This is a genomic window from Mesomycoplasma moatsii, from assembly GCF_045276915.1.
Taxonomy (GTDB): domain Bacteria; phylum Bacillota_I; class Bacilli_A; order Mycoplasmatales; family Metamycoplasmataceae; genus UBA710.
In genome coordinates, this window is the sequence record NZ_CP174166.1 from 19,066 (window position 1) to 31,482 (window position 12,417).

General features: G+C 22.5%; 12 protein-coding genes and 1 tRNA gene. 12 read left to right on the top strand and 1 reads right to left on the bottom strand.

The genetic code is table 4. The annotated features are described in order from the left end of the window. The first annotated feature begins 4 nt into the window (after positions 1–4). The 6 genes from ACJA28_RS00090 (at position 5) to ACJA28_RS00115 (ending at position 5,837) form a co-directional block, all read left to right on the top strand. Positions 5–1,654 carry an amino acid permease gene (locus ACJA28_RS00090; protein WP_022935371.1) on the top strand — a complete coding sequence of 550 codons (1,650 nt, stop codon included), beginning with the start codon at positions 5–7 and terminating at the stop codon, positions 1,652–1,654. A 34-nt stretch (positions 1,655–1,688) separates the two neighbouring features. Further along, positions 1,689–2,636, top strand: a complete 948-nt coding sequence (gene hprK / locus ACJA28_RS00095) for an HPr(Ser) kinase/phosphatase (protein ID WP_022935370.1) — start codon at positions 1,689–1,691, stop codon at positions 2,634–2,636. Further along, positions 2,629–3,507 carry a prolipoprotein diacylglyceryl transferase gene (gene lgt / locus ACJA28_RS00100; protein ID WP_022935369.1) on the top strand — a complete coding sequence of 293 codons (879 nt, stop codon included), beginning with the start codon at positions 2,629–2,631 and terminating at the stop codon, positions 3,505–3,507. Before hprK ends, lgt begins: the two co-directional genes overlap by 8 nt. A 105-nt stretch (positions 3,508–3,612) precedes the next feature. Beyond that, positions 3,613–4,332 (top strand): UMP kinase, encoded by a 720-nt coding sequence (pyrH, locus tag ACJA28_RS00105; RefSeq protein WP_406602205.1) that lies wholly within the window; start codon positions 3,613–3,615, stop codon positions 4,330–4,332. A 3-nt stretch (positions 4,333–4,335) separates the two neighbouring features. Beyond that, positions 4,336–4,887: a ribosome recycling factor gene (locus ACJA28_RS00110; RefSeq protein ID WP_022935367.1), complete on the top strand. Its 552-nt coding sequence runs from the start codon at positions 4,336–4,338 to the stop codon at positions 4,885–4,887. A gap of 2 nt (positions 4,888–4,889) precedes the next feature. Continuing rightward, a complete protein-coding gene (locus ACJA28_RS00115; RefSeq protein ID WP_022935366.1) occupies positions 4,890–5,837 on the top strand; it encodes a phosphatidate cytidylyltransferase in 948 nt (315 codons plus the stop codon). An 18-nt stretch (positions 5,838–5,855) separates the two neighbouring features. Here ACJA28_RS00115 and ACJA28_RS00120 read toward each other — a convergent pair. Then, positions 5,856–5,930, bottom strand: a tRNA-Thr gene (locus ACJA28_RS00120). 49 nt (positions 5,931–5,979) lie between these two features. Between ACJA28_RS00120 and ACJA28_RS00125 the strand changes: the two genes are divergently transcribed. The 6 genes from ACJA28_RS00125 (at position 5,980) to ACJA28_RS00150 (ending at position 12,389) form a co-directional block, all read left to right on the top strand. Next, complete coding sequence (locus ACJA28_RS00125; RefSeq protein WP_022935365.1) at positions 5,980–6,408, top strand: hypothetical protein; 429 nt, start codon at positions 5,980–5,982, stop codon at positions 6,406–6,408. A 76-nt stretch (positions 6,409–6,484) separates the two neighbouring features. Next, a complete protein-coding gene (locus tag ACJA28_RS00130; RefSeq protein ID WP_022935364.1) occupies positions 6,485–8,515 on the top strand; it encodes an Mbov_0121 family peptidase domain-containing ABC transporter in 2,031 nt (676 codons plus the stop codon). Next, positions 8,499–8,891 (top strand): MAG1140 family protein, encoded by a 393-nt coding sequence (locus ACJA28_RS00135; protein ID WP_022935363.1) that lies wholly within the window; start codon positions 8,499–8,501, stop codon positions 8,889–8,891. Before ACJA28_RS00130 ends, ACJA28_RS00135 begins: the two co-directional genes overlap by 17 nt. 7 nt (positions 8,892–8,898) lie before the next feature. Beyond that, positions 8,899–9,354 (top strand): rRNA maturation RNase YbeY, encoded by a 456-nt coding sequence (gene ybeY / locus ACJA28_RS00140; RefSeq protein ID WP_406602206.1) that lies wholly within the window; start codon positions 8,899–8,901, stop codon positions 9,352–9,354. Between the two features lie 259 nt (positions 9,355–9,613). After that, the gene (locus ACJA28_RS00145) at positions 9,614–11,953 is read left to right on the top strand and encodes a hypothetical protein (protein WP_022935361.1); all 2,340 of its coding nucleotides are present in this window, start codon (positions 9,614–9,616) and stop codon (positions 11,951–11,953) included. Beyond that, complete coding sequence (locus ACJA28_RS00150; protein ID WP_022935360.1) at positions 11,940–12,389, top strand: hypothetical protein; 450 nt, start codon at positions 11,940–11,942, stop codon at positions 12,387–12,389. The genes ACJA28_RS00145 and ACJA28_RS00150 overlap by 14 nt, the downstream gene beginning before the upstream one ends. The last annotated feature ends 28 nt before the right edge of the window (positions 12,390–12,417 follow it).

Consider the following 12,417-nt stretch of genomic DNA (forward strand, 5'->3'; position numbering starts at 1 on the left):
ATTAGTGCCAAACAAAGAAAATGATGGCCTTGTTGATCATCCAAGTCGCAAAAAGAAAATTTCTTTTTTTTCTGCTATATTGGTTGTAATGGGCTCTTCAATTGGAGCAGGAATTTTTTTTAGATCTGAACAAGTTTTAAAAAATTCTCAGAACTCTTTAATATTAGCTATATTTTGTTGAGTAATTGCAGCTTTTTCAGTTATTGCAATGGGATTAGCTCTTGTTGAAATATCTTCAGTTAGAAATGATAATCTTTCATTATTAGGTTGAACAAAAACATTTAATAAAAGAAAGATCTTCAAAGCATCAAAAAATTTTATGCTTTATCTTTACTTGCCTTTAAATTTATTTTATATGCCGTTATATTTCATAATGTCTCTTCAAGATGGTCTTGGCGCTTTAATGAATAAAGAAGCAGCAACTTTTGGCACTAATGTTGATTGATTACTATGAACCTTAATTTCAATTGGTGTCTCGCTTTATTTTATGATTGTTTCAGGTTTAAACTCAAAGATAGGAAATATTCAAAATAAGATTTTTACTTATATTAAATTTATTCCATTAGTAATAGTAAGTGTTGTTGGAATTGCTTTAGTTGGTTTAAATGCTGGTGGTTCAATTAATATTGGTTTTGAAAAACCAACTATTAATATAAATGGCAATTTAATTAATGATTCGTTAGAAAAAGGAGCAAGTTTTTCATTATTTTTTCCTGGAATTGGAATGTTTTTGTCTATAAGTGCGATTTTTTTTACTTATGATGGATTTTATGTTGCAGCAGGAATTCAATCTGAAATGAAAGAACCTAAAAAAACTCCAATGGTAATTTTGTTTGGGTTAGTAATTACAACAATTATCTACTTAATTGTTGCAGTTTCAATGTCTATTAATGGAGGTTCTTTTTCAAATATGCGTACTTATATGGAAAGTGAATGGAAAGATATAGGAAGAATTTTGTTTGGTCTAGTTAACATTATGATAGCAATTGGCGTTATTGGAATAATTAATAGTTATTCAATTTGGATGCCAAGGTATGCAGAAAATTTAATTAAAGAAGGAGAGGTTCCCTTTTCTATCAAATTTAAAGATAAGTTAAATGAAGATAGACCAATTGTGGGTGTTGTTTTTTATGTTATTTGAACAATTCCTTTAGTTATTATTTTTACTTTAATTGGTGCACTTGCTTATATTAACAATTACAAAGATGTCTATGGTTCTGGTATGGGCAAATTGTATACATTTGCAGACTTAATTGCGACCTGAATGTCTATGTTTACTTTTTTATTTATTGTAACTGCAATTTTTGGCGGAATTATTAATAGAAAAACAAACAAAATTCAGACTAATAAAAGTTCATATTTCTTATTCACTGCTTGAATCTGTGTTATTGTAATAGGTTTATCTTCTTTAATTACAATTTTAATGCCATTTATTGATTTAGTTATGATTGCGTTGCTAAATAAAAATGAAATAAAAGCAGTTGGTCGTGATTATGAAGAAATAGTTATTGGAAGAATTATGCTTGTTGTAACTTTGTTTATTAATGCGTTTTTAACTTTTGGTATTCAATTCATTGAAGATAAAATAATTGTTAAAAAATATGGTTCTATTGCAAAATATGAAGAATGACAAAAAGAGAATTTTCAAATCTAAACGAACAAAATAATTATATTTTATAATTATGAATATGAGTTCTACCAAATCAAAAACAATTAATACAAAAAATTTTATTAGCGTTCTAAATTTATGTGAAGATAACCTTTTAGAAATTATTAATAAAAATAATATTAAAAATTGAAGAAGTATAAAAAGACCATCGATAAATAGAGTGGGTTTAGAAATTATTGGACATTTTGAAATAGATGATTTAAATAAAAATATTATTGGTTTTGGGACAAGAGAATCAAATTTAATGGATTCAGTTGATGTTGATCAATTAGAGAATAATTTAAAAAGAATTTTTAAACAAAAGCCTCCTCTTGTAATATGTTCAAATGGTGTTAATCAAAAAAACAAAGATTTGATTTTTAAATGAGCAAATGAATTTGAAACTCCAGTAGTTTTTGTTGATACTAAACTTTCTTTTATTACAACGACAGTTGGGATTTATATTGCTGAACACTTTGCTCCTGAAGATTTTGTTCATGGTTCTTTAGTTATTATTAATGGAATTGGTGTATTAATTGTAGGGCCTAGTGGTATAGGTAAGTCAGAAGCAGTTATTGAACTAATTCAAAGAGGACATATGTTTGTTTCTGATGATTCAGTTATTATTAAAAGGATTGGGAATCATTTTATTGGTCAATCTCCAAAGATAACCAAAAACATTTTAGAGGCTAGAGGATTAGGTTTGATTGATATTAAAACAATTTATGGTGAAAAATCAATTAAAGATAAAACAAATATTGATCTAGTTATTGAATTAAAAAAAGATGATCAATATAATTTTGATCGTTTGGGAAATGAAAATTATTTTTATAACATACTAGATGGTAAAATTAAAAAGATTTTGATTCCTGTTAGATTAGGTAGAAATACTGCTTCATTAATTGAAGTAGCCACTTCTTTATTTATTTCTAAAAATGAAGGAGTTGACACTTTTAAAGAAATACAAGAGAGGATAAGAAATGACTAATCTCTATAGTTGATCAGAAGGAGAGCCAATTTACTTATTTGGAAGTTTTAGACTTTATCCTTTTACTATGTTGGTTGGTATTATTGCTTCAATATTTTCAGTATTATATTTTTGAAAAAAAAATAGATATCCAATTGATGTTTTACTAACAATTATCATCATAACCATACCTTCAGCCATTATAGGAGCTAGATTGTTTTGAATAATTGAAACAGCAATTAATAAAGAATCGTTGTCTCGTTGATACGCTATTTGGGATGGAGGTTTATCTATTCAAGGTGGTGTATTTGTACCTGCAGTTTTAGATTTATTATATTTAAGAAGAAAGAAAAACATAATTGATACAAGAAAGGCTTTTGGCTTAATTTTACCTAATGTTTTATTAGGACAAGCAATTGGAAGATGGGGTAATTTTGCAAATCACGAATTGTATGGAGCAGTTTGCGAATATGATTCAATAAAATGATTAGGTTCAACCATTTCTTGAAATATGTATATAGAAGGTGAATTTAGGGTACCTTTATTCTTAATTGAATCAATGACATCAATGATTGGTTACATAATAATTGTCTGATGATTATTGCAATTTGGTAAATTAGAACCTGGTACAACAGGTGGTGTTTATCTTCTTTGATATGGAATTATAAGAGTTATTCTAGAACCATTTAGAGATCCAAAAGATTTTGAATATTGATATTTAATATTAGCAATTATTTTTATTGTTCTTGGACTAATATTAATTTTTTATTTTGAATTTACAGGAAGAAAAATATACGAAAAACATAAATATGCTAAATATTCATATTTTTACTACAACACAAAAGTTCAAATTATGCCTATTAATATTAGTTCAAAATGAATTAATGAGTAATTTTATGAATTTTCAAAATCGTTGATAAATGGATTTTTAATCCTTTTGTTTTAGTATAATTCTTATTAATTTAAAGATAGGCAAATAAATTAATTATTAGGTGATTTGATGAAGTATAAAAGAGTTTTATTAAAATTGTCTGGTGAATGGCTAGCTAATAGAGAAAAAAAATTATCAATTGATTATGAATTGGTTGAAGCATTAGCCAAACAAATTAAAAAGATCATTGCAAAAAATGTTCAAGTAGCAATTGTTGTTGGTGGCGGCAATCTTTGGAGAGGAGCTTCTGCTGAAAAAAATGGAATTCCAAGATCTAAAGCAGACTATATTGGAATGATGGCAACATTAATGAATGCTCTTGCTTTACAATCAATTTTTGAAGTTTCAAAAATTAAATCAAGAGTTTTATCATCATTAAGCGTTGATCAAAAAATTGCAGAACCATTTATTTTAGAAAAAGCAAATAAATATTTAGAAAAAGGAAAAGTTGTAATCATGGCAGCAGGAACAGGAAGACCTTATTTTACAACTGATACAGCCTCAACATTATTTGCATTAGAAATTAAAGCAGATGTATTATTGTTGGGCAAAAATGAAGTAGATGGAATTTATGATTCTGATCCTAAGGTTAATTCTAAAGCAAAACATTATGAAACTATTTCATACAACGAAATTTTAAAAAAACAATTAAAGGTTATGGATTCAACAGCAGTTGCAATGGCTAGAGATAATAATATAAAATTATTAGTTTTTAATATTGGAGAAAAAGATTCAATTGTCAAAACATTAGAAGGAAAAGGAAAATTTACAATTGTAAATAACTAATTTATGGATTTTAATAATTACAAAGAAGAATTATTGTTAGATTGTGAAGAAGCAATTGAAGTTTTAGAAAGATCATTATCTAGAGTAAGTTTAGGAACTGCAAATCCTCAATTGTTTTCTAATTTAAAAGTAATTTATTATGATTCTTTAACTCCAATCGGAGATATTTGTTCAATTACGCATCCAGAACCACAACAATTAATTATTAAACCATTTGATAAAGAAGTGATTAAAGAAGTATACACAATTATTATCAAACAAAATTTTCCTATAACAGTTCAGGATGAAGGTGATAAATTAAGAATTATTTTTCCTCAACTAACAACAGAAAAAAGAAAAGATTCAGTAAAACAATTGTCAACAATTAAAGAACAATCCAAAATAAAAATCAGAAATGCAAGACAGTCTATTTTAAAAAAAATAAAAGTAGATAAAGAATTAAGTGAAGATATACAAAAAAATTATCAAAATGAAGTTCAAAAAATTGTTGATAGTTATTCTTTAAAAATTGAACAAATTATCAAAAATAAAGAAGAACAATTAATGAAAATATAATTATGCAACATTTTGATGAAAAAAAACCAAATAATAAATTAAATAGTATTTTGATAAAATTAGCATTTGCTCTAATTATTGCTTTTTTTTGTGTAATTATTCTATTTGTTTTAGGTGATAATGATAGTTTAGAAACAAAAATAATTGCTTTCATTATATATTTTTTACTATTAGTTTTTTTATTATTTGAGTTTATTCGTATTTTTCCACTACCTAAGTGAGTTAGGTTTTATTTACCACTTTTATCTTTTATTCCTTTTTTTTATCCTTGAGAAGAATTGTTAAATTGATTTTTAGGCAAAAATGATTTATATTCATTAAATTTGTTAATTAATAGTCAGTACCAATATAAAATGTTTGGAATTCCGGGTATTGGTTATTTGATTCAAGCGATATTAGTGGCGATACCTTTTTTCTTTTGTAAAAAACAATTAATTGATGTTATCAAATATTATTTAGTTACTTATTTAATTTTTTTAATTTTAACGATAACATCTAAATCTTTTATGTATACCAATATCGAAAATATTTATTTTATTTTTTTCTTAATTATTGGACCAATTATTTGTGATTCTTTTGCTTATCTAGGTGGAATTTTGTTTGGAAATAAAATATTTAAGAATAAAAAATTAGCACCAAAAATTTCACCAAATAAAACAATTGAAGGAGCTATAACTGGGTTTCTTTTCACTTGATTAATTTTATTTTTGATTTTATGGTTCATTCATTTTAAATATTTAAACGTTGATGATATAACTTTAGTAATTGTTTTACCTATTTTTATTCCAATAACTTCTATAATTGGAGATTTAATTTTTTCAGCAATAAAAAGGATGTTAAAAATAAAAGATTATTCCAATCTTATTCCTGGGCATGGTGGTTTGTTAGATCGTTTAGACTCTATAATAATTACTTCATTTATTTTTCTTCCTTTATTTATAGTTGGTTAGTTGGTATCTTTGGATATATGGTGCTGCTTACAAGAATCGAACTTGCGACCCCTTCCTTACCATGGAAGTGCTCTGCCCCTGAGCTAAAACAGCATTTTATTGATATAAATTATATAATTAATGAAAAATTAAGGTTGATTTTATGAAAGATAGCAATAAAATAAATGTTGATATAAAAAGAATTAATAATAAAACAAAACAAATTGAGTGAACTGAAACTTTAGAAATTCCTTATGAGGCTCAAAGACAAATTTCAGAAGAAGAAAAAAGAAAGATAGAAGAAATATATTCTAAAAAAGAAGGTAATTTTGTTGATGATCGTAAGTCAAACCCATTATTAAACACATTAGTTTTAAATATGGAATTAAATCCATTTCATCAGCAATCTATGAATACTTTAGAATTTAAGCGCGAAGATACAACAACCATTGTTAATATTTCAAAAAAAGATAATAGTGAAACAATTGGTTACAAAGAGGAAATTGAAGCGTTAAAAAAATTATTAGAAAATAAAATAATTACTGAAAAAGAATTTGAAGAAAAAAAAGAATTAATTAGCAATCGTAGTTAGTTTATTAAGTATATTTATGGTATAATTTACGAAGCACAGTCTTGAATTAAATTGGTTTCGAAATTAAGGAATAATAATGCAATATAGAGAACAAGTTAGCAAACTTGATTGTGGTATTTCTGTTGTTCAAGTTTTGCATAAATATTATTTTGATAAATGAATTGATTTAGTTACTTTAAAAAAAGATGTTTCTTATGACGCTAATGGAATAAATTTATTAGAACTAACTAATTTAGCAAAAAAATTTGGAATTAATTTTGAGATTTTAAAGGGAGATTTTGAATCTTTTAAAAAAATCAAGATTGAAGAACCAATCATCTCAATTATTAAGAATGATGGCTTTTTGCATTATGTTGTTATTGAAAAAATTACATCCAAAAATAATGTTATTTATTTTGATCCAATTTTGGGCAAACAAAAAATTTTTTTGGATGATTTCGAAAAAATTTATTTTGGTTTAATAATTGTTTGTTCAAAAGGAACTGTAAAAAATCAAAACAAAGAAAAAGAAATTATTAGTTTGTTTAAATTGGATTTTTTAAAAGAAAAAATATGAATATCACTTTCTTCATTAATTGTGATTATTTTATCTTTTATAGGTTCATTTTATATGAAACTAATTTTAGATCAAATTATTGCAACAAGCTTACAGCAACAATTATTGATCATTACCTTTTTATTTATTTTAATTTTGGTAATTAAAATAGTTTTAAATTTATTAAATGAATTTATAGTTCACAAACTTGACATTAAGTACCAACTTTTATTATTAAATAAATATATTGAAAAACTTTCTACAATTAAATGAGAAAAAATATCTTATATTGATGAGAGTACACATTTAAAAAATTTAGAAATGTTAATAAAAATTGCTACTTTTAAATCTAGATATTTATTCGATTTTGTTATCCAATTATTTTCTTTTGTTAGTGCAGGCATATTTTTATTAATATTAGAACCTAAGATTTTTTTATTGACTTTATTTACATCTTTTTTGACAATAATAATTTCAGTTTTGTTTCAAAAAAAATTTAAAACAATGGAGAAAAGAATAATAAAAGAATCAACTCTTTTTAAAAAATCATATTTAAATATTATTAATGGAATTGAACAATTTAAATTAAATTCTACAAAACAATATTTAAAAAATAGTCTTGATAATAAATTGAATAGTTTAGTAAAAAATCAAGTAAACGCAACAAATGTAGGTTTTATTTATAATTTTTTGCAATCTACAATAAAAAATATTATTCCTTTTATTATTATTGTTATTTGTGTTAACGAATTGTGAAAGAATAATATAACTATTGGAGAATTATTTTTGTTTGTTTCGATGTTTGGATTTTTTGCTTCGCCTTTATTAACATTTGCTTCAATGATAATAGATTATTCTATAATTAAACAATATTTAGAAAATATCAACAGTTTTTTATTGATTGATGATGAAATAATTTCTAAAAATAAATTTGTAATTGATGAGATAAAAAATATCAAATTAGAAAATGTTAAATTTAGATATAAAGAAGGAAATAATTTGTTAAAAATAAATAATTTGCTAATCGATTCTAAAATAAACATTACAGGAAAAAATGGTTCAGGCAAATCAACACTTTTAAAATTAATTTCATCATTAATTATTAATTCAAATATTTATTACAATGACAAAAATATTGAATACTACGATATTGAATCACTTAGAAAAAATATTTGTTTAGTTTCTAATAATGAATATTTGCCTTATGGTTCTATTTATGATTATTTATCTTCAAATAAAGAAAATACAAATTTATTGTTAAAAAATATCGAAAAATATAAATTGTTAGATTTATTTGAGTTGATGAATTTGAATTTTCATACTTTAATTGAAGAAGGTGGTAAAAATTTATCATCTGGGCAGAAACAGTTTATTTCTTTAATGAAAGTATTTTCATCAAATTATTCATTAGTGTTATTGGATGAAGCTTTTGAAAATATAGATAAAAAAATAATTGATCAAATTTTTTCAAAATTAAGAATTTATTTGAAAGAAAAAATTGTTATTGAAATTTCACACCAAAAGAATTATTTATTTAACGAAAGAGAAATAAATTGTGAATTATTTAAATAAATATTTAAATTGAAAAATTCTAGCAATAATTTTTTCATTAATAATATTATCTATTATTTTGATAATAATTATTTTTAATATTGAAATTAAAAAAACAACATCAGCAATTTTAGAAGTAGATGCAAATAAAAATTTGGCACTAAAATTTACATCTTCAAATATAAATTTAATAACATCACAAAAAATACTTTCAATATCTTTAGAAGGAAAGATATTTTTTCTTGAAGATGTTGAATTTATATATTTAGGTCATAATACATATAGAGTTGATTTCACAAACGACGAACTTTATCATTTAATTAAAACAAATTCGCTTTATGAAGTAAAAATATTCTTTGGTTCTAAAAAAATTGTTGAATATATATTTAATATATAATTCATTTATGAATGAACTGTCTATCAAAAATAATAGTAAGCATAAATTCTTATTTAGAAAAGATTTTAATAATATTTTAGAATGTTTTGCAAATATCTTTAAATATAAACATCCAATAAAAGTAGATGTCTTAATTACAACAAATGAAGAAATTAGACAAATTTCTAAAGAATATAGAAATATTAATAAAGAAACCGATGTTTTATCCTTTCCTTTCGAATTTAAAAATTTATCTTCTCAGTTAGGATTTATTTTTTTGGGCGAAATCATTCTTTCATACGAAAAAATAAAGTTTCAAGCGAACAAATTTAATCATTCAATACGTAGAGAAATTTGTTACTTATTTGCGCACGGATTAGTTCATTTAAGTGGAAGAGATCATAAAAAAAGCGAACAAGATGAAAAAGAATTTAATTCTTTAGTTGAATTAATTATGAACAAATTAGAAATTTTTAGAAATTAATTAAAAATTAGTATAATTAAGATAGCTAATTTGTTAATCTAACAAATGGGCTTTGGCAGAAATGCAGTAAAAGCGTCTTTAAGGATTTATCCTGTTCTATTGATTATCGTAGTTTAAAATAATAATAGTCGTTTATTATTTTGTCACCAACAAACTCCGGTTTGTTGGTTTTTTTGTTCAAGATAAATTTACCGAAGTTTTGTTTTTTATGTGTATTTAAGTTTATAATAAAGGTTAAATATTTATAATACTTAAAACTATGAAAAATGATTTTTACGGAATTGATATATCTATTAGGAATGAACACGAATTAGATTCGTTTTTAATTTCTAATCTTTCTTTTTCATTAAAAAAAGGAGAAACTTTATCCATTTATTGCAAAGAAGATGAAGAAAAACAAGCACTATTATCAATACTGTCTAATGAAAATAAAAAATATACAGGTTTTTTTAATTGTGATGGCAATATTTGTAATTTTGATAATAAAAATTGTTTAAAATTTTTTGAATTTCAAGATTGAAGTAATTTTGAAAATTTTGACCAAAACAAAAGAATTATTGAGTTAATAGAAAAAAATGTTTTCAAATCAAACAATATTGATATTTTAGAAGAAATAAAAATAAATAATAAATTAGACAAACATTTAAAAATGTTAAAAATTTATAAATATAAAAGAATTGAACTTGCATATTTAAAGGCAATTAATATTATTATTACAAACGCTATTATTAATTTAAAGAGAATTATTGAACAACAAAAGAAACCAAAGATCACGCAGGAAGAATTGATAAAAAATTACAATATTTTTATACATAATCACATTAAATATTTAAGAGATAGAATAAATATTTTGATTGATAAAAATATAATGATTGTTAGAGTTTATCTAAAAAAATATAATAATAAAAAAATAATTGAGAGAAATCATGGATTAAGTAACAAAGTAAAAAAAATTTCTAAAAAGATTATTGAATTAAATTTTGTAGATTACCAGTTAAACAAGATGATTAATCAAATTACTTCTTCATTTTTAGATGATTTAGATAATTCTGAATTAAAAAATATGAATTTTGTAAATGAGAATATAGAAATTATTAACTCATTACTTTTTAAGTTTAGTGAAACGTATAAAATGTACGAAAATCAATTAAAAACACTAAAGGTAAATTCTTATGAATATAAAAGAATTCTCATCAAAAAAAATTATTATTTAAAATTTTGAAAATTAATTAAAAAAGAAAGTAAAAATTTAATACATTTGTCCCAAAATCAGATGCTTGAATTTGTTCAAGAACTACTATTAAGTTATAAAAATATTTTATTAAAAAATGAAAAAATATTGAATTTGGAAGATATAAAAAATATAAAAAAGATTAATGCCTATCTAGATGGTTTTATCAATGAGCAACTAAGTTCCATATTTGAAAAATATAAAAAAAATTCTCGTGATGAAAAAATAAATAAAAAAAGAAAAACTAAACAATTACGAAAAACAAAAAACGAGGAACAAATATTTAATGTTGAAAATATTAAAATAGAATTACAAGATATTTTAGATGAAATTGATTGAGAAAAAAAATCAGCATTTTATGATTTAAATGAAAAAATCAACGAGATTTCTTCTTCAATTAATAGCATTTTTCAAAAATATAAAGAACAAAAAATTTTATATAACTCACTTCTTAATGATTTTTTAATTCAAAAAAATTCTCGTATTAAAAAATTTAAAAAGATAAGTGAAGATAATTTATCTAAATTAAAAGACGCAAATTTTGCAAATGAATCATTAAAATTTGAAACTATTTACAAATTTGTTTCTTATGATAATAAAAATTTAGAAAAATTATTTTCAAAAAATATTGATATTAAATTAAACGCAAATTCTAAATTTTTAGAAGTTTTTTCTATAACAAGATATTTAATTTTAAAGAAATGCAAAAAAATTAATTTGAATATATTTGATTTACTTAGCAGAATAAGTAAGGTGGATTTAGTAACTAAAAAAACAATACTTTTATTGATTTCTTTGTTTAGTAACAAAAAAATTTTTGTATTTTACAATTTGTTTTCTGAATTAAATAAAGAGGAATTATTTACTTTTAAAAAAATATATAATGATGTAACTAAAAATTCGCAAAAAGGTTGAATTATTTTTGAAGATAGTTTAGATAAAGTTTTAGATATTTCTACAAAAACATCAATTATCGATAAGTCAAAACAAATTGAATACGGTGCAACATCTGTTTTATTTAACAATCCTATTTATAACACAACTAATGAAGCTTTTGGATTTGATAAAAATAATTACAAAACAACACCGAATATTTTTAATAATATTATTGATTTTAATGAAGAGTATGATGATTATAAAATAGAAGATAATCATTATGCTTATGGAAATATAGATTTCTTATATCAATGGACTAAAATTGTTCCTTCTAATACTAAAAACACTATTTCAAATGAGATAATTGAAAATTTTAAAAATCAAATTCAATTTAAGAAAATTGTTAAAAGCAAAAATATAAGCAAAGAAAAATTAACAAATTATTCAAGTTTTGAGAATAGGGAGTTTTTAATTATAGATGTCAAAAAGTAATTTTAAATTAAAAGAGCTGAAAAATAAATATTTGAATATACCTAATTTTTTAACATCATTAGCAACAACAATATTTTCAATAATTTTCATAGTTATTTTTGTTTATGTTTTAGATAAACATTGATATGATGGAATGTCAACTTCATCAATTATTTATATTGGATTAGGATTTTTACTTATTATTTTTGATATAGCAAAATTTGACACTTGAAATAAATTAAAAAAATTATTTGTTGTTAAAAAAGAAAATAATGAAAGGTTTACTAAATTTGAAAAAACGCAAATGACAATTTTAGGAATAAAAGATATTGATGAAGAAAAAAAAGAAAAAAAGAAAAAAATGAGATTGAAAATAAGATTTGTTTCTGTTTTTATGATAATTTATGGGATTATTCTACTATGTATATCTTTGCCATTTGTATTTATTAATTTATAATTAACTTAATTAAACAATTGGAAGAGAA